Genomic DNA, 22,004 nt, shown 5'->3' with positions numbered 1-22,004 from the left:
ACATCAAGCAATCAGAAAATCAACACATTAACAAACTATTCGGCATTTTTTCTTATATTAGATTTCTCTTATTCTTAACCCAATTATAGTAATGTAGTTATTTATATTCCCTGTTCATGAATGAGAATGTTGTCCCATTTAATTTTCTGGCAGAGGTGCAGAAAAGCACGAATATTAATGCCTTGTTCCCGGATAGAGAAATATTCAGGGCAATTCTATGGCTATACGCCAAAATTAACGACAGCACCTATGCCAAAGGGCAATTCAGAGAACAGGATATCCTTACCGCATTTACAGAAACGGCACCGCAAGAATCTCCCAAAATGCAACAGGACCGCTTAAATAGCGTGATTGGCACTTTACAGGAGTATTATCTCCGGTACGACGACGATGAGCAGGTCTACACACTGAAAGTTTTTGCAAAAAATCTCTGCCAGGAAGTAGAGAGGGCTTTAGAAGGAAATTTCAACCCTACCCAAATTGAAATTATCTGTACTGAATTGAAAGCAAAACTGCTCGCCTGTGAAGATGAAAAAACACTAACCAATTGGCTGGAGCTAAATTTTAACGCATTTGAACCTAGAATGAATGGTCAGGTGGACAACCTGGACCGAAAAATAGATACCGCCGTAGCTGAAATACGGGAATCCGCCCAACTCCAGGAAGGAAACGTTTTAGAGACCTTAAAAAAGATCGATACGCTATTAGAGGGCATCAGGAAGTATAATAATGAACTCCGCGTGGCCTTTACCGCCATGAAAGAGATCAATACAGAATTAGACAACCGGCTAATGGAAGTTGACAGCTCTAATCTACTGCTAGTGGATCTTCTCACACAAGCAAGAGAATTTTTCCCCGGAGTAAAGTACAGGCTGGACTTGATAGACAAACGGCTGGATAGGCTCCACCCTCGCTTAAGGCAATTCTTTGGGGCATTAAACAAACCGCGCTTTAATACAGATGTGGAGCGCTTCCTACGTTTTATCCTCAAAAACTCCACCGTAGAATCAGGTACAAAAAAACGTATTTGCCTTCCGGACAATATTCCCTCATTTAGGGTTACGCCTAAAAAATCGCACTTCATTGTGGTAGAAAGAAGGGAAGAGCTTTTTCCCGCTATGGCAAGAAAAGTAAAGACCGATGAACAAACACCCGAAGAAAAAAGGGAAAGTTATGAGGTCTTAGGCAGAAAAGTAGCACAGCAGGACAAGATAACACAATGGGTAGATAAAATATGCCTGGATTGTCGGAATGCTGGCAGCATAGACTTCGCCGACTATTTCTTCCAAATGGTACAAGAGGAAAAAGAAGATATAGAACTGGCCTCAAAAGTGGCAAACAGATTATTAAAGATAGCTGCTCTGGACGACCATTACACCATCTATATTAACAATGAAATTACTGTCACGCTAAATAACATCAGCATATGGGAGATGAAAATACATTACCGCTGAAATATGATTTCCTCCATCACCGGGATGCCCCGGAGCTTTTTGGCACCCTGGACTTTCAACTGAAAGACGGGATGCATTTTCAGCAAATAACAAAACAGCAGGCCTACTATAACTTTATCCAGGAAAACCAGGAGAGCCTCGCTACATATTATCTCGATTTCTTCGAGCTGGAGTTAACTAGCGGTGGGGAAGGCCTGGATAGTTACTATCATCTTGATTTCAATGGAAGTAACCGTGGATCCGTTGATGCAGAGCACCGCGAATTTATGAAGAACGAATTTGTCATCGTCGGTTTTCTGCTGTATAAGATCATATATATTGACAAGAACCTCGAATTATCCTCCGTAAAAGCGCTACAGAATATGATCAGGAAGGATTATGAAGAACTAAAGTCAGACCTGTACCGCTTATTTGCCAGGGCTAAGAAGGAAAACGCCTCCCAAATGAATGACGAAAAAGTGGACGAAACTATACGGTACGCGCTCATTCAATTTTCGAAGATCGGCTGGATAACCTTGGAGGAGGATACTTTTGATCTACACCCCTCATTCCACCGATTGAATAAAATATATGCAGACTATATCAACGACATCGATAACATCATCAGGCAAATTTCAGCGTAATGAAGCAATATCCATGTATTTACAGGTTATCTACTCTAGGTTTACGGCAACACCAGGAGTTTGACTATAATTTCCACAATTTCAGAACTGATTTTGTAGGAGAAAGTGGTTCTGGAAAAAGTATGATAGCCGATCTATTACAATTAATCCTAGTGGGTTCTGAAGCATTTGTTTCCGCTACAGAAGCCTTGGGTGGAAAAAGAACCCCGGATGGAATGGTATTGAGAACACCGGATGGAAGGGGTACGGAAATAGGTTATGCCTTTCTCAATATACTAATAGCCCCAAACCAATACGTAGTAATAGGCGCATATATTGAATCAAATAGCTCCAAAACGGTTGCGTTTGCAATACAGAAAGGATATGATGAAAATGACTTGATACCTTTAAATGAACCACTATCATTTAAGGATTTCCTTTCAGACGGAAAAGTACCTCCACTACATGAATTAATTAACAACCTGGAAATGCAGGAACTGGCCTGCAGAGTATGGCCTCAAAAAAAGGGTTACCACAAATTCCTTTATCGAAATAACCTCCTCGCATTAGACCTCTCCCTAAGCGATAGAGTATTAAAAGATTATGCCAAGATCATACAGTCCTTCTCTCGTGGAAAATCACTCGAGACACAGAAAGGAAGTGCCCTTAAAGACTTCTTATATGGCGATGAAGCAGCTAAACACATTTATGCGAAGTATCAGCAGACAGTTGCGGAAATGGAAAACTCCTTTTCTGAACACATCCGTAATAAAAAAGAAATAGATCTCGTTTCCCACAAACAAAAGAAGCTATCCCACTTATTAACAAAGGAAAGAGAAGCCGCCAGTTTGAAATATGAATGGCTGGTCAACAGGGCACAATATACCTATGAGCGGGAAATACAGTTATTGCGAGACGCCAAATCACAACATCGAGAGGCTTATATGCATAAGCAATCGTTGGACGTTATTCAACAATTGATCAAGGCAAAATTGGCGGGAATGGAAACTGAGTTTAAAACAAAACAGGCCAGGGTTACTAGTGCTCAGAACCTTCTCAAGAGTATTCTTGGAAACTATGAGAAACTGCAAAGAGGACAAACCTTGCTAGAAAAGTACGGAGAATTAAGCCAGCTATCGAATAGATACCATAAAGACAAGAAGCTTCATGAAATGAAGAAAAGCATGATGCACTTAGACGCCATGCTAATAAGATCAAACACTTCAGATTACTTCATGAGTATTCCCGATAAGGGGAGTAAAACAGCCCTTGTTGACTTCCTAGATACTGAAAGAGCTAGGTATCTTGAAAAAATACAAGAAAAAGAAGGCCTATTGAAATTTTGGGACCTGAATGAACCAGGATCACTAAGCAGTTGGGCATTGGCACAAAAACGCCCTTTCACGATGGAAGAAGAAAGCCTTATTATGCACTTCAAAGAGCTGACGACGAAGAAACCTTCCATTTTAAAGAAAAGCATAACCCGGTACATTCCCATGCCAGAAGCCCTTTTAAAAGACCCTAGCTTCGTTGAGCCAGATGATGATAATAACGGTGTCTGGTTACATATCAAGGGCCTGCGGGAGTATATCCCCTTTGTGAAAAACCAGATATTTACAACGGAGAATTTAGACCAACTTCAAAATTTCGCCAATACTGAAACCTCCCAACTCAAACAGGACATCGCTAAACTCAAGGAAAAGATCGAAATCATCAATAATTTAAAAAACATCATTATAAGTGAAAGAGATTTTGATATATATCTACAGGCCCTGGAACACAAAGAAGACGTAATGAACTTCGTTGAAAACGACCTGATCAGATTGAGTGAAGATGATCTTACTTCCATTGTCAATATTTGTGAAAAGAAAGAGGAAATAACAGATGCTTATGAGGCAGCAGAAGAAGCATATGAAGCCGCCAATGACGCATTCCATGATATAAAAATACTCAATAATGATCTAGAGGAGGAAGAAAGAAAAATAAACGGCATCATTGGAGGAAATAAATGGACAGAAAAACTACTTGAAATACACGAAGTAATTAAGCGGTCACTTGAAATAATAGAAGATACATCCCCGGAACTAAAATACCAGAATGAGCAATACGATCGGGCAGATCATAAGGGCCGTTTTATCAGAGAACAAGTTGACTATTACAGACAAAACCTTAACACATTCCAGCTACAAAGGACCTGGGAAGATTACCAGCTATCCAAAGAACAAAAAGAAGTCGCTTGGAAGATGTACGAAGAAGCCTATCACAAACAACCAGACACGAAGGATTTTGAAAACAGCCAGGCAGATGGAAGAAATGACAAAATGATAAAGTACGAATCAGAGCGAAAAATATTTGAAGAATCATACGATGAAATTGCAGACGAATTTGTGCCGAATGATGCCTACAAGTTAAAAGGTTATTTTGATACCACTGAATTAGGGGCTGCTTTACTACCAGGAGCCTTCCGGGAAGTGAATGCCACATCGGATAATATGATAACGTTAATTAGTACTTATCTGGAAAAGATCAATGATAAAAATAAAGAATTGAACAAGCGAAAGCTGCAAAAAATAAAAGACCTACTGGATAATGTAAACGATGAAGTCAGTACCCGTATCACCATTGCAAAGCAAATTGATCAATTCCTGAATCAAGAAGACAAAGTAATCACAGGAGGGCATAGAGTTCGTTTAACCCTGGAATTCTCCAGAGAATATCCCAAAAACTGGATAGAGATATTTCAGCGCCGGTTGGACAGTGACCCAAACTACGGTATTAATGACGAGGTAGCCGAAGGCGTAAGTCTGGAAGAAAAAATCCTCTCCGCCTTTCAGTCTTGCACAACAGGCAATATTGCTCGCCCTAAAATAGAAAAGCTACTGGATCCCAATACCTACCTGGAATTAACTTTCTCCATGAAGTCCAGTACCGGCCAGTCAAACAAAGGTAGTAACGGACAGAGTTACGCAGGTATAGCGTTATTATGCATCGCCCGGTTAGCGGTGATTGGATCCGCGGACGCTAGGAAAACACGACGCGGAATACGTTTTATGCCAATAGATGAAGCAGAAGGATTGGGAAGTAATTATGATATGTTATATAATATCGCCAAAGTCCACGATTACCAGATTATTTCTCTATCCATTAATCCATTGGGCAAGTTCAAAGATGGCGAGCAATACATGTATATGTTACATAAGAACACAAAATCCGATGAAGAGATTAATAATACGCCCGTGGGTATATTCTGCGAAGTCGATAAAGAAAATCTTTTCGCAATAAATAGTGAAGCTTAGTCATGAAACATAGGAATCTGAAATGGCCACATTTAAAGGCATTACATGAGTTATACGAGAACGAGTCAACAAATGCCCGTATACTGGAACACCCATTTGTAAAAAACCTTAAGGAGGATAAAAGATTAATAGCCCTTAAGCCAGGCATTACCAGAACGCTGGTGGCAAAGCCAGGATACCGTGCTTATTATGAACAGCATCTCCACAACAGCTATTTGAGATACTATCAGTTCTTAACACAACATCACCTCGATCTCAGCGCCAGGCAACAGTTTGATGAATTTGATCTGGATGCCTTTATATTTATTGCAGACAACAAGGAAGAATTAAGAGAAAGACTAAGCACCATTCGCCACTTCTCCAGCCTGGTTTTCAGAGAAAAAGGATCCAAATTCCTTGAAAAACATCCCGGCATCTGTAAAATCATATATCAATTATTGGAAGTACAGGGTTTCCCAGACCAAGACCCTAAAAACAACCAGTGGCGTTTTGTAGTGGATCACCCCAATCCCCGGATCATCGTACTTTGTGAAAACCTGGCAAACCTCAAACGCCCCTGGATTGCCCGTGAGCATCAACTGGAATTATGGTATGTTGGCGGAAACAACACCACCATCCTGGAACAGATCGGTGCAGATAAACTGACTTTATCTATTGTCTATTGTTGTGACTGGGATTTGGCAGGGCTGCGGATTTATTGTAGAATAAAACAGATATTCTCCAGTAAGGGAAAATCAATTTCCATACTGTTACCCCCTGATGTAGGAGATGCGATACCCATTAGTTCACAAGACCACAATAGCCTTTGGCTCCCGGAATTGCCCTTATCAGGCCTTGATGCAGATGTATTTACTGCATCTGAGCTGTCATTGATTACACAATTGATTGCCAGGAATAAATGGATTGAAGAGGAAAGCCAGGATTTGCTATCGTTATTGCAGAAAAATGGACTTATTACAATATAAATATTTAACCTCACGAAAAAACCAAATGGGACTTTCGTGAGAGATATTCATCATTTTTGAACTAAACTTAAGATTGATTGCCCCTCTCAATCTTTCCCTTTTATTCATTGGCCAGAAATCATCAAGAGTTAAACATTCACATTATCAATATCCTCCAGGATTTTAAAGATCGGATCAAAAAATTTAAAGTCCTCCGCATCACCATATTGGTCTAGCCATTTAGCAACATTTGTTTTCTCATTTTTATTTATTGATTTCTTCTCTGGAATTACCTCAGTTACTCCTCTTACTTTAAGGGTAGTTTCTCCCTTAAAATCAATAAAAGCTGGATTTGCACTCTCAAGTTTTGTAATAGTCCTAGTATCGAAAAGATTCTCTACACCTTTTTCAATAGGGTTCTGAGCAATAAATGGAACTCTTCGTCTGAACAATTTATTCCTTTGAGCATCGTTAACCCTTATTACATCACAATCATATAGCAAAACGATCTTTTGGTTAGTACCTAAGCTGTTAACATGGTTATCAAATATATTCCAGATCTTGTCCAGGTTAGATTCCCCACCAACTTGTTCTATAGAAAAACGATCTAATATATTTTGCTTATTCAAAAGGGTAGCTGCTTTATTCAAATATATTAGATCATGCTCTCCTTCCACAAATAGTGTAGGTTTATTTATTCTTGCAAGCCTATTATTAAGGTCCTCTTGAAACTTCTCTGTTTCAAAAAATGCTTTATATGCCTCCCCAAATTCAGAAAATTTCTCCGAAGAGATAGCAGCACCATCGGGGCAGGAAATAATTTCAAAATTATCTTTGCTCAATATTTTCTCCAACCCCAAAATAAATAATGGTGAATGCGTGGTGATAATAAATTGGACCTTAGGAAACAAACTGATCAACTTTGGCAGAACCTCATATTGATGATGTGTGTGAAGATGTAAGTCAATCTCATCGATTACAACAATTCCAGTTATTTCCGATGTCGAATTAAATTCAGCACCAGTTAGATCGAAATCTCTAAGTATAGATACAAATAAGTTCAATACTGTCGTTTCTCCCGATGACAACTGTGATGCATTAGGAATAAGTACTTTATCCCCTTTCATTACTGAAAGATTTCGATTGACCCTATGCCCGATCCCAAATCTCACTTCGTCGGAAAAAGAGGTCTTTAGGATCAAATTTGCCATCTCTAATAATGTAGTTGCACGACCTGCATAACCTCCAAATATAGGCACAGGAAAAGTAATTTTTTCCCCATTCTTTGGAGATGTCATCTCTGTAATTATTTGTCTTTCATAAATTTCCATATCCAATGCAATATCTAAAAGCCAGCTCTTATTTATTCTCAGTGGTGAATGGCAGATCATTCTACGATCTGATTTCCCATTAATATTTGTTCGTTCAGTAAATGTGGTGGTATGTGATACTATATCGCCAATATTCAGCCATGCTGGTTCTTCGAATCTATTTGCAGGAAAGTATAATAGAGCATTTTTTGATAAAAATTGCTCTGTCATGGCTCGATTGTCCACAAAACTTCCTTGCAAATGGGTATTTTCATTTTCATCAATATTTCTCCAGCTATCATCAAGAGCCTCTTCGATAAGCACATTTTCAATTTCAGGCCTCTTGTTAAGAAGGACCCATTCCGTCATTTGCAAATTATTAGAAAGTGTAACTTTAGAATAGGAAAAGGACTTCCCTGTTGAAACATACTGAGGGCTACGAAATTTATATACTTTTCCTGCATTTACTTCTTCCCCCTCATAAATTCCATTTTTAGACCCAAGCATTGTATTTACGATATGAGAAATAAAGATGCTTTTCCCAGAACCATTCTTTCCAACAATTATTACAGGTTTCGGGGCTCCTTGTTCGTTGAAAGAGAAATCATAATTTATCTTTCCTATTGGGCCTATGTTTTGTATTACAATATTTTTTATGTACATGGAATTTGTTTTTTATGTATATACCACATGCTAACTTCCTAGTAAAATTTAACGACAGACCATCCAACCAAAAGCATTATAAAACACCCTCTGCAATCCCATTTAACCATTTAACAACCGTCACCACATCCTCTCCGCTTTCACCCACCATATTTCTAACAAACGCACTCTTTTCCGCCTGCTCAACATGCCCCGCTACTATAGCCAGAATCCTGTTGTAAAGCGTCTCATTGCCTACGATGATAGTCTTGATCTCCCTCCCAATAACAATGGCAGCAATTTCCTCCAATGGTATATCATCAATGCGTGTAAACAGATCAGCATGCCTGTCATATATCAGCTCAGATTGCAGCTCAAAGTAATGCCTGATGATATTCGCAATATCCCTGGGATCCTTTGAACGCCTTTCCGGCCGGTCATCGAAAGCAATTAATTTCAACAACACGATAGATGCGAGGGTAGCTACTTTAAAGTGATGACCAGTGGAAAGTGCTACCTCTTCCGTCCCTGCCTGATGAACCTCCCAAAAACCATCAATGCCAATATGCGTTAATCCCATTCCTTCTATTCGCACCCCATCATCCATCGCAATTTCTCCGAAAGGCAAAATATCCACTTCCACTTTACCCGGTGATATTACAACGAAAGCATTTTCTTTGCTATCACTAAAGCCTTCCTCATTGATCAGGTATTGTTTTACCTGCTGGTACTGTTCGTTACTTCCCACCAGTATCGCAAAATCAATATCTTTTGTTGTTCTCAGCTGTACATCGCTGGCTGAATACCATATATCCCGGGCAATTGCGCCGATTAAATAATAGTCAATGTCAAGCGCTTTAAATGCCCGTTCTAATACACCAAGAACATCCTTTACTCCTCCTTCCCTTATATTATTCAAATTCATTTTTCAAAAATTGGTTATAAATGATACCAGCTGCTTCTATACACCTGGGATCATTTGTCTCTAACAGATCGGCGTAGATCAGCAAAGGAGGAGCCAGTTGTTTAGCATCCCATTCCGGAGCAGTCCAGAATTTCTGATACACTTTAAGGTCTCCTTCATTTTTTGGAATAAGTTTCCAGCTCTTCATTAGTCCCAGCTTATCCTTTAGCGTATATACAGTATAAATTTGGGGGAATAGATGATTAATGAGCATTTCAGCTGCGGGTTCTCCTCCCCATACATTTTCTTTTTCACCTGGTTCAGATAAGTCCCTTCCTTTAAAAAGAAAACTACCCATAAACAGACTGGGTTTAAGTGTTTCATGATACGCTGTGATCCAACGTTCAAGCAATAGCTTCTTTTGTTGTAATTTTTTTGTTTGATTGTCAACGGGAAGAATGAACCCCGCCTGGTCTAAGCCCTCCATGATATAATTAATGCTACCAAGGGATACACCGGTTGTTTGGGCAAGTGTACGGTAAGGCATATTAAGGAATTGCTCATCCAATAAAAAATGGAATGCCGTTTTTAGTCCCCCTTTAGTAAAGGCCCTGTTGGTAACAGGCTTTATTTCATCCACAGGTTTGTTCCCTTCCACAAAGAGATAGATCTGATCATGACTGAGAAAGATATTGCCTGCTGTATCGAGATAGTTAATTCCATTTTCCTTTAAGGCTTGCTTTTGTGCAGGATAGATCCGTTCCGCAACAAGCATAAAGGGAGTATTTTGCCTGGCCATTTCCATCATCCTTGGAAGATGGTAGGGTTTAAATTCTGTTCTTGTTTCAACAGAAAGTTCAAGATGCCAGTGGTTTTTCCTTTCTAATTTAATTTTAAAATCTATGCTCCCATTGGGAACATTTCTAATGTCTGTTACTTGTATACCAGTTAACTCACCCAAACGAGCGAGGGCTTTTTCCAGGATATATGTCTCGTTATTGTTCATATTTAACCATTGTTCACTGACAGTGAACACTCAAAAATAGTGAACAATTAGCAAATGAACAAGTTAATGTTCATTAAAACATCCCGTTCACTGTCAGTGAACAATTAACAATAATGAACACAATGAAGTGAATTAACAGAAATACTAAATGATTATCAATTGTTTATGCATTTTTTCTGCAACGAAGGAAATTACTTTATGTTTGCAAGAACTGAAACATTATTTCCAAAATGGCATATGATATCATATCAAAGCTTTCAGATCCAACCATTGCATCCAAAGTTGAATTGATTACATATCTAATCAAACGGGCAGAAGAACAAAGATCAAACGAAGAATTCAAAGGTTCAATTTCCACTTATCTCTCTGAAAGAGAAAAATTCCCATACTTAGGCAGCTACTGCCTGATAGGGCCCAAATATGCATTGGGCTGTTTAGTCGGTCATTTCTTGTATCACTATGTTTCAGAGAAAGATCTCAGAAAACAAATAAATGTATTAGTCAGCCTCTTAAATTACGTTAAAGGATTTCAGCCCTCCGAAAATCCATTATTAAAAAAGATAGCAGTAATAAAACTGATTAACATACTCGAACAATTTGGGATACCGGAATATTTTTTAAAGACCCCCAATAACAGACCTCTCCGGATTTATCATATCCCTTATCAACATGCAGATGCAAATGCAGGCTATTATCCTCATCTTAATAGTATCGTCTCATACAGGCCAAGGGAGGCCGACTTAGATCCTGAATATATTTTCCTTCATGAGGTAGGGCATTTATTTACGTTTGCTCTCACAGGTGATCCAGGCGGCGTCCCCGATTCTTTTATAGAATTCAACACCAGGTTTAATCCTAAATGGAAAGGAGACTTAATAGAAGTGTTCGTTGATCTGTTTTCCATGGCAGTAATGATGGATACAGCCTATGCTTCAAAAAATCCATTTATAAAAACATTCCCGGTAGGAAAGCAAAATATTGTCAGAGACTACTTTATTAAATTGGTTAAAGGATTAGGGCTTTGATCGCAAACTGTGTTTAAGCCTATAAGCTTAAATGAAAGATAAAATTACAACCCTATAAGCTTAAAATTATTACCATTATTTAATCCTAAAAGCTTAAATTTGAGCAGTAATTTTTAAGCATACATGATGAAAGCACAAAACAGCCTACTGATTATCAGGCAATTAGATGACAAAATAGGCACAGAAGGGGCCTTACAGCAATTCGTACTACCTCAAGATGGCTGGATCAACCTGATTCGAAAAACGCTAAATATGTCCCTTCGGCAATTAGGCGCCCGCATGTCTATCACTCCGCAAAGCCTTCGTAAAATTGAAATCCGTGAAAAAGAAGGCGCCATAACACTTAAAACATTGCGGGATGCCGCGAAAGCTTTGGATATGGAACTTGTTTACACCTTCATTCCAAAAGATGGATCTTTAGAAAACATGCTTGAGCGCAAAGCCCGTGAAATGGCCGTGAAGATTGTCACTCGCACTTCCACAACCATGAAACTGGAAGATCAGGAAAATTCACAAAAGCGGATCGGCCAGGCTATTGAAGATATGACAGCAGAACTCAAACGCGAAATGCCAAAAACCTTATGGGATTAAATATTGAGTACAACGAGGGGCAAACACCGCTTGATGAAGAAGAGAAAGAAGGTTTACTGATTCCCACCATCACAACAAGAGGAGAATTGGATGAAGTAGAACAACGCAATATAGAGAATGCGATCCGTTGGACGATTGAGCGTCGGAAGAAATTCAATGTCAATGAAATTCTATCTGAACAATTCGTGCGACTGCTTCATGTAAAAATGCTAGGTGGTGTTTGGAAATGGGCTGGATCATTTAGAAACTCAAATAAAAATATCGGAGTAGATAAACTTCAGATCAGTATCGCGCTTCGTGTTCTGCTGGACGACTGCAGATACTGGGTTGATAACAAGGTTTATAGTCCTGATGAGATCGCCATTCGTTTTAAGCATCGTATTGTCAGCATCCATTGTTTTGCGAATGGGAATGGGCGGCATTCCCGGCTCATCGCTGATGTAATAATAGAGAAGTTATTTGGTCGCGAAGTATTCACATGGGGTGGGCGCGACCTCATCCAACGTGATGGGTTTCGCAACTTATATCTCGGCGCTTTGCGAAAAGCAGATCGCGGAATTTACGAACCCCTTATCACTTTTTCCCGCTCGTAAGATCATTCTATCAACTCACCCTCACCCCCAACGAGCCCTCAACCCTAAAAGTATCTGCTAAAATAACCTCCACCTCTCCATCTCCCAACTGCTTAAATTCAGCCCCAACAATCTTCCCATCCAACGTCACAGCCACTCTCTTAGGAGCAAACCCAGCCGTCAACCGGATCCGCTGAAGGTCCACATGCCCATAAACAACAACGATCTCCGCAGTCAACAGAGAAGCAGAACGTTGCTGCGAATAACTCCCCCAACCCTCAGCAGCCGTAAACGGTGCTTTAAAATCCGCAGCCCCAATGCGCGGCGCAAAAGAGATAAACCCAGCCGGCCCATTATACACAAAACCACAAGTCGTAATGAAAGTCCCGTAACTCGCCATAGCCCTGGCATAGTGATCACTGCATTCAATCTCGTTGAAAGGATTCCGCTTAGCTGCATGGTATCTGTCATGCACAGCACGCGTTAAAATCATCGCTTCCTGAGTAAGCCCTTCAGCCATCATATGCGCCGCCACCTGGTGTTCGAAGCCACTCATGCATTCATGAAAATACCCTAACTGCCAGGTAGTACTTTCTCCATATGGCTTGGCCTCATTGCGGGGATTCGTATTCATGATCATGCCTGCTTCACCTGCGAGCGCATAAGGCCGACCACCTTTATGTGTTTTGATATAAGGTCCTACATCCGGTGTGAAATTATATTTCCAGAGGGCCTTCAATGCGGATATTGTTTTGGTTTTATCGAACACCCGTCCAAGCCCAACCTGATGAGCCCAGGCTTGTCCATATACCTGATCGATGTGAGAAGTATTATAAGATCCTAATTTCTTTCTGCCGAGTACTGCATCCGGCCGGTGAACAAAATACTCTCCGTTAAAGAGATATTTCTCCATGTTTTTACGCCCGGAGGTTACGTATGTTTTACAAAGCGCTGCAAAAGCATCATCTCCTACTTCTTCCGCCATTACTTGTCCTGCACGCACAGCAGCGATACACAATCCAACGATCCACGCGATCTCTCCATCCCATACAGCATCCAGCGTATTCTCCAGCGGAGTATCTTCCATGCCGTCACCATTTTTATCCTGTTTAAGGATGAACGTGATCGCCAGCCGTATTTTCTCCCAGTTACGGCGAAGAAAACTATCATTGGCAGACATGGTATGTTCCCGATAGATACGCAACACCGTCCCTGCCTGTCCGTCAATAGCAGGATGTTTCGCATTCTCGCCACGGAACCAGATCATCCCGCTTTCCGGCACGAACCCAACATAAAGGTCTACTCTCTCCCGCAGATCTCTTTCAATGGAGGGGAAGATCCTTGCCATGGCCTGCGCATATTGCCAAACATGTGTACACGTCCCTTCACAAGCTCCTACACCTTCCCATGCCCAAAACCGTCCGGAAGAAAAACGATGCGCAGTGGTAGTGGCCAGACAGGAAATATTCACGAAAGTCCTTTCCATGAACCACCAGGGCAATGTACTATCATACCATGTACGATGCCAGGCCAGCGTAGTAGCGGAGAGGTGATTAAAATGTTTAGCGATGTATTCCGTAACAGCCTGCGCGCTTTGGAATTTGGCAGCATAGTAATTACCTGAATTTGCGTCCGACACCAGTTTTTTTAATGTACCGGTGGTAGGGAAATGCCAGGAAATAACAAAGGAAACATCTGCAGAAGCCCCACCGGCTATATGTCGATCAACAGACAGTGCGCCCGTAAGATGATTACCAGTAGCAGGTTCAGAAGAAGTATTGTTTTTATAATCAGTGAATGCTACAGCGGCAGCGTCCAGTACAGCAAAACACATGGTACCCGCATCTCTTTCAGGGAAAACGGGCACAGCAGCAGTAGAAGAAAGAAGGATAGCAGTAAGATCAGTATCCCACAATGTTTTATCATCACTCAAATAATCAGGCCCAAGACCTGTGCGCCGCAAAAAAAGAGCGCCAGGCCCACGATCCACTAAATCCCCCTTCTGCACTACTTCATTCCTCCGCAGATCTTCAGTTCCTGTAAACTTTCGCACCCCATTCTCCAACCACCCCAATATCTTCACTTCTACACTAACACTCCCCAAATTCTGAAAAGAAAAAGAAAAGATAGTAGCCGGCAACCCTGAATTATCCGCATCCAGCGGAATAAAAGGAGAATAAGCTTTCATGGTAACCGCCACCGGAAAAGAAGGATCAGTATAAGTAACCGTAGCCACAGGATAAGTAGCTTCAAATGAAACTTCCTTCCAATCCTCCGCCCGTAATTCTTTCACAAGGGTTTGACCGTTCACCAATACTTCTACAGAAAAACCCTGGTCCAGCACACGTTTATCAGCAGCAACGGTAGGCGCAATATAATTCGCCCCATCCCGGGAACGTACTTTCGCTCCTTCATGCAAAGCATCAGGCCATGGTATTTCCCGCGGATCAATCCCTTCCTGGTTCTCATTGAAGATGTCCCATAACCAAAGCCTTCCATCTCCCCCAAGATATAAAGTACCGCAAGCAATCCCACCCACCGGCATCCCAATGTATTTCAACTCCTCTCTACTTTTAAGATAAGTGGTAGCCTTCCCCCGTTCAAATAAACCCTTCACCCAACGGGGATCGAGCCGTTTATCAACAGGGATATTATGCGGCGCAGATTGAAACCCGCCACCGGAAGCCGGCAACTTACTGAGCAGAAAGCCGGACGCCATGAGTCCCATGTTCCGGAGAAAATACCTGCGTGGAATAGCCATAGAAGAAAGTTACATTATCATACAAACAAAACCCAAAAATACAAGTTCCCCAATCACACAAACAATAACCAAAATAAGGAAACATCATCATACAAACTATCCAAAACATACCTTCCACCTCAAACATTTAAAAAACACCCCCATCCCCTTAAAATAAAAAAACACCGCCCTTTGCTGCGCGGCAAACTCCCAAAAACACTATCATACAAACAAAAGCCAAAATACTATCGGCTTATCACCCATCTTTTAACGTAATTGTAATCACAATTCCACATTATGAAAGATATCTCCCGCCGCAAATGGCTGGGCGTATTCACTACCGCTGCCATCGGCACAGGTATATTGAATACTTCCCCAGCCTCAGCTGCTGCCGGCAAAGCAGCATCAGACACCTTCAACATCAAAGACTATGGCGCCATTGGTGACGGTAAAACCCTGAACACCAAAGCCATCCAGAAAGCCATCGACACCTGCCACCAGCAAAACGGCGGCACAGTCATCATCCCTGCAGGTATTTTCCTCTGCTCCACGCTGGAATTAAAATCCAACGTCACCCTGCACGTAACAGCCGGCGGAAAACTGCTGGGAAGCCCTAAACGCGAAGACTACACCGCAGGCAAGGGCATCCCGGAAAGCAATGGCAACATTGTGTTCCTCTATGCCGTAAACGCAGAGAACGTCTCTATTGAAGGGAAAGGCAGCATTGACGGGAACGGCCTGGCTTTCTACAACGGCAAAGGAGACAACACCGGCCCTGGCCAGAAAGGCATCGGCGGAAATTTCGACCGCCCCCACCTCGCCGTATTTTATCAATGTACAGATCTCACGCTCAGAGACACAAAACTACTCGCCAGCGCTTATCATTGCGTCCGCCTCCTCCAATGCAAACACGTTCACATCGACGGCATCTACATTTACAACCGCGTAAATAAGAACAACGACGGTTTCCATTTTAACAGCTGCGAGTACGTACACATGATCAACTGTGATGTACTATGCCAGGATGATGCCTGTGCGTTATTCGGCAGCAATAAATTCGTGACCATCACCAATTGCAGTTTCAGCACCCGCTGGGCTATTTTCCGTTTCGGCGGTGGCCAGAGCCAGAATATTACCATCACCAACTGCCTGATCTATGAAACCTACGGCTGTGCCATTAAGATAAGCGCCGGAAAAGCAGGGATCGAAAACCTCAGCTTCTCCAATATCACCATGCGCAATGTAACCGGCCCCATAGGAATAGGATTCAGCGGAGGGGAAGGCGCTTTCATTAGAAACGTGACTTTCAACAACATACGCGCCACCGTAGTAGCCCAACCCGTTCCCCATCCAGATATCCATTTCGAGCTGAACTTCAAGGAAGGGGAGAAGAATTCCTGTATCACCTTGAATGCCATGGGCAATCACTACCTGGAAAACATCTCTTTCACAGACGTACATGTAAAATATGCCGGCGGCGGCACCGCGGAACAGGCAAAGAAGGTAGTCCCGGAAATAGCCGCAGAATACTTCGGCGTTTGGGACCAGTTACCAGGAGGCCCACCCGCTTATGGTTTGTATGCCCGCAACGTAAAAGGCCTCACCCTGCAGAATGTACGTTTTGAATATGAGCAACCAGAAGCCCGGCCGGCGATAATACTTGATAATGTGGAAGATGCGGCAATCAATGGTTTAAGTGTGCAGGGCACCACAGCAGATGCAGTAGTAAGATGTATTAATTCGAAAGACATCCTCTTCACTGCGGCCAGGTTGCTGACGCCTGCAAAGAAGTTCCTTGAAATGACTGGAGATCAATGTAGAAATATAAAAGTAGAAGGGGGAGATCTATCAAAAGAAAAGGGCGCTTAGAAAAGCGCCCTCAAGTATTTTTAACCATATCCTATGAAAAACCTAATGCAAAGATATACCCGCATACTACACCTCCCTAATCGTTTTTGCCAACGATGCGATTTATCCCGTGAACGTATAAGTATTGATGTTGTTAACTAGAAATTTACAAGCAGAGAAGGAAAGTAGAAGGCATAAAAAAAGAGCGCTTAGAAAAGCGCCCTCAAGTATTTTTAACCATATCCTATGAAAAACCTAATGCAAAGATATACCCGCATACTACACCTCCCTAATCGTTTTTGCCAACGATGCGATTTATCCCGTGAACGTATAAGTATTGATGTTGTTAACTAGAAATTTACAAGCAGAGAAGGAAACTGGAAGGCATAAAAAAAGAGCGCTTAGAAAAGCGCCCTCAAGTATTTTTAACCATATCCTATGAAAAACCTATTGCAAAGATAGGCACGCAAACCACTTCTGCTAAAACGTTTTTGCCAACGATGCATTTTATCCCGTGAACGTATAAGTATTGATGTTGTTAACTAGAAATTTACAAGCCAGAGAAGGAAAGTAGAAGACATAAAAAAAGAGCGCTTAGAAAAGCGCCCTCAAGTATTTTTAACCATATCCTATGAAAAACCTAATGCAAAGATAGGCACACAAACCACTTCTGCTAAAACGTTTTTGCGAACGATGCATTTTATCCCGTGAACGTATAGGTATTGATGTTGTTAACTAGAAATTTACAAGTAGAGAAGGAAAGTAGAAGGCATAAAAAAAAGAGCGCTTAGAAAAGCGCCCTCAAGTATTTTTAACCATATCCTATGAAAAACCTGATACAAAGATAGGCACGCAAACCACACTGGCACCATCGAATTTGTAAACGGCTGTTTTTAGCTGGTAAACGCGTGAATATTGCTACTGTTAACTAGAAATTTACAAGGAAATAATACGCTTATAACACGTACGTGGGAAGGAAGAAATCAGTGAAGTAAGGGCATAAAAAAGAGCGCTTAGAAAAGCGCCCTCAAGTATTTTTAACCATATCCTATGAAAAACCGATGCAAAGATAGGCACCCGTTCCACATACCCACACACTACTTTGCGAACGGCGGTTTTTAGCTGGTAAACGCATGAAAAACGAACCTGTTAACCAAAAAATAACAACCCACGCTTTAAAAGTTTCTTAACAGATCATCTCTTATCTTTATCCCATAAATAATAATCCCCCATTTAACCATGCAAAAGATCCCCTTACTCCTTGCCGCCATTATGCTTTTTAGCGCCTGTGCTACAATAGAAGGTACCAACTTCACCGTACCACCCATCAACAGAAAGAAGAAGCGCCATAAAGTCCAGCCCAGCATAGAGTTCTCAAATGCCATCAAACGCTACCGGAAAGAAAAAGGTTTCTTCCCCCAGGACATGCAATCATTTGAACGCCACAGCGATTACACCCAAAAAGCCATGCAAGGCATGCGCGAACTCGGCTTTACGGAACTAACCGTCTCCTACCTCTACCTGGATTCCCTGGTGGTAGACTTCGCCCATAAACCCATTTACGTGGCCCAGGTGAACCGCTCAGACTATAGCATAGACCTCGCCGGCCAGCTCATTTATACCAAAAGGGGAGATAGCTACGTGGAATACAGGGTGTTCGATAAGAAAAAGGGTAAGATCAATTACGCCTACCGCCAGGACACTACCACCTATTACCGTCGCTAAAATTGTTTTAATTTAGCCCCGGCCAAATCCTGGAAAATATGATCAAGTTCACCGCCGTACTGAAAAAATTAGGAGAAATGGGTGAAAAAACCGGCTGGACCATCATCGAAGTCCCATATGCTATCGCCAACAAGATCAAACCCGATACAAAGAAATCTTACCGCGTAAAAGGTTTCCTTGACAGCTATCCCATTGAACAGGTGGCACTTGTGCCCATGGGCGAAGGAGATTTTATCATGGCCATAAACGCCACCATGCGCAAAGGCATTGGCAAACGCCAGGGCGCCTCAGTAAAAGTGCAGCTCGAAGAAGACGCCGCCGGTTATATCATGAACACAGACTTCATGGCCTGTATAGAAGACGAGCCCAAAGCCATGGCTTTCTTCAAAACCCTTGCCCCCAGTCACCAGCGTTATTTCTCAAAATGGATAGACAGCGCAAAAACAGAAGAGACCCGCGCCAAACGAATTGCCCAAACCATCAATGCCATGCTCAAAAACATGGGTTATTCTGAAATGATCCGTGCCCTCAAAGCAGAGAAGGATAAATATTAACTTTCCTTTAGAACTAGACTAAATATCTTGTACACACACCCTATGTACAAGATCAGCCTGATAATATTATTCCTATACGGATGCCGGCTTTCCGCCGACGCACAAACAGTGCAGGGAAACATCATGGGCAAAGACTCTTTGCCGCTACCAGGCGTTTTCATCCAGAACATTCACACAAAAGTATATTCCGTATCTAACGGAGACGGCTACTTTTCCATTTCCGCCAATCCCATGGATACCCTGCTCTTCAAAGCAGCAGGCCATCTCCCCATTTCCTTCCGTGCCATTTCTTTGCCAGGCATACTATACATGCGCGGAGAGATCATTCAATTGGCAGGAGTAGAGATAATAAGAAAAACGTACAGAGAAGATTCAATAGCCCTAAGGGAAGATTTCAAAAAGAATTTCAATTTCCGCAGGCCCAAAATACAAGAAGTAATAGTGATCATGCCCACCGGCATCGGCATCAATATCTTTCAATTATACAAAGCACTATCTTTTAAGAACAACAAACGCCAACTCACCTTCAAACGGCGCTTACAGGAATTCGAACAACAAAAATACGTCACCCAATTCTTCACTCCGGAACTGGTCACAAAATATTCCGGCCTCCAGGGAGATAGCCTCCAAAAGTTCATGCTCCTCCATCCTCCCAACTACCAGTTCATGAAAGACGCCTCCACCTATGATCTGCTCATCTACATAAAACAAGCCGCAGAACGCTTTAGAAAAGAATGATCCCAAAAAAGAAAATCCGCCCCTAAACCAGGCGGAAAACCAGAGAACTACAAAAAAAAGAAGAAAAATCCACCCTTTGCTACGCGGTAAACTCCCAGCCCTCCTTCAAAAAAACCTCTCTCAACAAAAACAAAGGCTCCCTATAAAAAATACTTTCTTCCAAAAAATAAAAAAAACCGCCCTTTGCTGCGCGGCAAACTTCCAGCCCCATTCAAAAACCATCCTCTCAAAAAACACGTCCATCCAAAAAAAAAAGAAAATCCGCCCTTTGCTGCGCGGCAAACTTCCAGCCCGCATTCCAAAAACGGTCTCTCAACAAAAACAAAAACTCCCTATAAAAAATGCTCCCCTCAAAAAAAGAAGAAAAAAACCGCCCTTTCCTGCGCGGCAAACTCTCTATCTTTCCTTAATAAACTCCACCATCTTCGGAAACGCCAAATGAAACCAATGCGTAAAACTATCCGGCTCCTCCACCAACAATCGACGAATAACATCAAGAGACAAATACCGCACAGCCTCCACCTCATCAGCATCCGGCACCACGGGACCATCATACTCCCCAAAAAACACATGATCAAACTCATGCTCCGTCAACCCATTATCAAACTCCGCCCGGTAAGTAAAACTAAACACCTCCTTCAAAGGACAATCAAACCCCATCTCCTCCATCAACCGACGGTGCGCCGCAGAAAGCACATCCTCCCCAGGCAAAGGATGACTGCAACAGGTATTCGTCCAAAGCCCGCCGGAATGATATTTATCCAACGCCCTTTGCTGCAATAACATCTCCCCCTGTGGATTCACCACAAAAACAGAAAACGCACGATGTAATAAACCTTTTTGATGTGCCTCAAGCTTTTCCATGGTGCCAACAGGTTCATCCTGTTCGTTCACCAAAATAACGGGTGGTAACATTTTGGAAGGAATGGTTAGGCCCTAAATTTAAAGCCGTTTTTTTAATTCCGCTCAAAAATTTACACAGTTCTCCCTTTTGCCGAAATTTCGGAAAAAGCAGCATTGTTGGTCAGGGATGGTAGAAATGGAGAGTATGGGTTAAAAATGCGAGATGGGTTACATGCTCTAAAACATTCTTGACTTAATAACGGGATACTTGGGCTTTCAACATCTTACGGGCAAAATGGATACGGCTTTTAATAGTGCCTAATGGTTCTTCCAGGATGTCTGCTATCTCGAAATACTTAAATCCGTCCAGGTACAACACAAACGGTTTCTTGAAGATCACCGGTAAATGGTGCACAGAGGTCTGAATGTCCTTTACCCGTAAACCACTTTCAGCCTGGTTCCCAATTATTACCTGCTGGGTGTTCAACAGAAAATCATTGGAGGAATTGTCAAAACAGAGGTGTTGTTTTGATTTTCGCCGGTAATTGTTAATAAAGATGTTCCGCATGATCGTGTACAGCCAGGCCCGGATATTGGTGCCGGCAAGGTACTTTTCCTGATTGGACAAGGCTCTGAACATAGTTTCCTGGTAAAGGTCCTTCGCGGATTCGGGATCTTTCGTTAAAGTAATGGCAAACGGTTTCAGAAAGTCAGCATTGCTGAGCAATAGGGTGTTAAATTCAGCGGATGACATATTGTTTAAGTTTTGTTATTCTAATTTAAACAAAAAAAGACGTTACTCCAAACAATTTGAACGATTATTTTTCGTTGCACAGCTAAATTGACCATGATTAACAATTTCATAATCAGGGTATAGCAGTTGAAAAGGAGTGTTTTTAAGCAGTTTGCATGACCGGTTAACTGGGGCGTATAACGTTTAACTATTAATGTATATTAATTTAAACAAATGTTAGTTCAAGGATATGTTTGCTGTAGACTCAGGGGTATTTACGAATTAAATACCCATCCGGATTGCCGGACCCAAAAAAAAGTTTCGGGAGTTAAAACACCTTTATAATAGGTCTGATTTTCAATCGGCTAACATTTATATGTTATTTTTAATAAATTTGCCGATCATTTGACGCAAACCCCGTGCGTGGCAGGGAGTTTGTGATGGTGGCCTAAACATTCCGAGAAAAGCTAACTACTT

General features: G+C 41.7%; 18 protein-coding genes. 12 read left to right on the top strand and 6 right to left on the bottom strand.

Going from position 1 to position 22,004, the window contains the following annotated elements; genetic code table 11:
* The first annotated feature begins 116 nt into the window (after window positions 1–116).
* Genes GFS24_RS17650 through GFS24_RS17635 form a run of 4 tightly spaced genes read left to right on the top strand, consistent with a single transcriptional unit; the run spans window position 117 to window position 6,317 of the window.
* Window positions 117–1,454, top strand: a complete 1,338-nt coding sequence (locus GFS24_RS17650; protein WP_153661559.1) for a hypothetical protein — start codon at window positions 117–119, stop codon at window positions 1,452–1,454.
* Window positions 1,427–2,077, top strand: a complete 651-nt coding sequence (locus GFS24_RS17645) for a hypothetical protein (protein WP_153661557.1) — start codon at window positions 1,427–1,429, stop codon at window positions 2,075–2,077. Before GFS24_RS17650 ends, GFS24_RS17645 begins: the two co-directional genes overlap by 28 nt.
* Window positions 2,077–5,352: a hypothetical protein gene (locus tag GFS24_RS17640; protein WP_153661555.1), complete on the top strand. Its 3,276-nt coding sequence runs from the start codon at window positions 2,077–2,079 to the stop codon at window positions 5,350–5,352. The genes GFS24_RS17645 and GFS24_RS17640 overlap by 1 nt, the downstream gene beginning before the upstream one ends.
* 2 nt (window positions 5,353–5,354) lie before the next feature.
* On the top strand, window positions 5,355–6,317 hold the full coding sequence (locus GFS24_RS17635; protein WP_153661553.1) for a hypothetical protein: 963 nt from the start codon (window positions 5,355–5,357) through the stop codon (window positions 6,315–6,317).
* Between the two features lie 128 nt (window positions 6,318–6,445).
* On the opposite strand, the gene GFS24_RS17630 is transcribed toward GFS24_RS17635, so the two are convergent.
* The 3 genes from GFS24_RS17630 to GFS24_RS17620 form a co-directional block, all read right to left on the bottom strand.
* Window positions 6,446–8,269, bottom strand: a complete 1,824-nt coding sequence (locus tag GFS24_RS17630) for an AAA family ATPase (protein ID WP_153661551.1) — start codon at window positions 8,267–8,269, stop codon at window positions 6,446–6,448.
* 76 nt (window positions 8,270–8,345) lie between these two features.
* Window positions 8,346–9,173 carry a nucleotidyl transferase AbiEii/AbiGii toxin family protein gene (locus tag GFS24_RS17625; protein WP_153661549.1) on the bottom strand — a complete coding sequence of 276 codons (828 nt, stop codon included), beginning with the start codon at window positions 9,171–9,173 and terminating at the stop codon, window positions 8,346–8,348.
* Window positions 9,160–10,158 (bottom strand): type IV toxin-antitoxin system AbiEi family antitoxin, encoded by a 999-nt coding sequence (locus GFS24_RS17620; protein ID WP_153661546.1) that lies wholly within the window; start codon window positions 10,156–10,158, stop codon window positions 9,160–9,162. The genes GFS24_RS17625 and GFS24_RS17620 overlap by 14 nt, the downstream gene beginning before the upstream one ends.
* 230 nt (window positions 10,159–10,388) lie before the next feature.
* On the opposite strand from GFS24_RS17620, the gene GFS24_RS17615 reads away from it, so the two are divergent.
* The 3 genes from GFS24_RS17615 to GFS24_RS17605 all read left to right on the top strand — a co-directional run bounded on the left by GFS24_RS17615 (window position 10,389) and on the right by GFS24_RS17605 (window position 12,367).
* On the top strand, window positions 10,389–11,183 hold the full coding sequence (locus GFS24_RS17615; protein ID WP_153661544.1) for a hypothetical protein: 795 nt from the start codon (window positions 10,389–10,391) through the stop codon (window positions 11,181–11,183).
* Between the two features lie 123 nt (window positions 11,184–11,306).
* Window positions 11,307–11,774, top strand: a complete 468-nt coding sequence (locus tag GFS24_RS17610; RefSeq protein ID WP_253906505.1) for a mobile mystery protein A — start codon at window positions 11,307–11,309, stop codon at window positions 11,772–11,774.
* Window positions 11,765–12,367: a mobile mystery protein B gene (locus tag GFS24_RS17605; protein WP_153661542.1), complete on the top strand. Its 603-nt coding sequence runs from the start codon at window positions 11,765–11,767 to the stop codon at window positions 12,365–12,367. Before GFS24_RS17610 ends, GFS24_RS17605 begins: the two co-directional genes overlap by 10 nt.
* 10 nt (window positions 12,368–12,377) lie before the next feature.
* On the opposite strand, the gene GFS24_RS17600 is transcribed toward GFS24_RS17605, so the two are convergent.
* Window positions 12,378–15,107 (bottom strand): GH116 family glycosyl-hydrolase, encoded by a 2,730-nt coding sequence (locus GFS24_RS17600; protein WP_153661540.1) that lies wholly within the window; start codon window positions 15,105–15,107, stop codon window positions 12,378–12,380.
* A gap of 276 nt (window positions 15,108–15,383) precedes the next feature.
* Between GFS24_RS17600 and GFS24_RS17595 the strand changes: the two genes are divergently transcribed.
* The 5 genes from GFS24_RS17595 to GFS24_RS17575 all read left to right on the top strand — a co-directional run bounded on the left by GFS24_RS17595 (window position 15,384) and on the right by GFS24_RS17575 (window position 20,393).
* Window positions 15,384–16,955 (top strand): glycoside hydrolase family 28 protein, encoded by a 1,572-nt coding sequence (locus GFS24_RS17595; protein ID WP_153661538.1) that lies wholly within the window; start codon window positions 15,384–15,386, stop codon window positions 16,953–16,955.
* A gap of 1,218 nt (window positions 16,956–18,173) precedes the next feature.
* Window positions 18,174–18,659, top strand: a complete 486-nt coding sequence (locus GFS24_RS17590) for a hypothetical protein (RefSeq protein ID WP_153661536.1) — start codon at window positions 18,174–18,176, stop codon at window positions 18,657–18,659.
* Window positions 18,660–18,697: 38 nt separating this feature from the next.
* On the top strand, window positions 18,698–19,213 hold the full coding sequence (locus GFS24_RS17585) for a YdeI/OmpD-associated family protein (protein WP_153661534.1): 516 nt from the start codon (window positions 18,698–18,700) through the stop codon (window positions 19,211–19,213).
* 42 nt (window positions 19,214–19,255) lie between these two features.
* Complete coding sequence (locus GFS24_RS17580) at window positions 19,256–19,951, top strand: hypothetical protein (RefSeq protein ID WP_153661532.1); 696 nt, start codon at window positions 19,256–19,258, stop codon at window positions 19,949–19,951.
* Between the two features lie 76 nt (window positions 19,952–20,027).
* Window positions 20,028–20,393 carry a hypothetical protein gene (locus tag GFS24_RS17575; RefSeq protein WP_153661530.1) on the top strand — a complete coding sequence of 122 codons (366 nt, stop codon included), beginning with the start codon at window positions 20,028–20,030 and terminating at the stop codon, window positions 20,391–20,393.
* On the opposite strand, the gene idi is transcribed toward GFS24_RS17575, so the two are convergent.
* Window positions 20,348–20,866 (bottom strand): isopentenyl-diphosphate Delta-isomerase, encoded by a 519-nt coding sequence (gene idi, locus GFS24_RS17570; RefSeq protein WP_153661528.1) that lies wholly within the window; start codon window positions 20,864–20,866, stop codon window positions 20,348–20,350. The genes GFS24_RS17575 and idi overlap by 46 nt on opposite strands.
* Window positions 20,867–21,047: 181 nt before the next feature.
* On the bottom strand, window positions 21,048–21,548 hold the full coding sequence (locus GFS24_RS17565) for an RNA polymerase sigma factor (protein ID WP_074241983.1): 501 nt from the start codon (window positions 21,546–21,548) through the stop codon (window positions 21,048–21,050).
* Window positions 21,549–22,004: the final 456 nt, after the last annotated feature.

This window comes from Chitinophaga sp. SYP-B3965 (genome assembly GCF_009647655.1).
In the GTDB taxonomy this organism is placed as follows: domain Bacteria; phylum Bacteroidota; class Bacteroidia; order Chitinophagales; family Chitinophagaceae; genus Chitinophaga.
The sequence above is the reverse complement of the archived record's forward strand: the minus strand, read 5'-3'. Positions and strand labels throughout refer to the sequence as shown.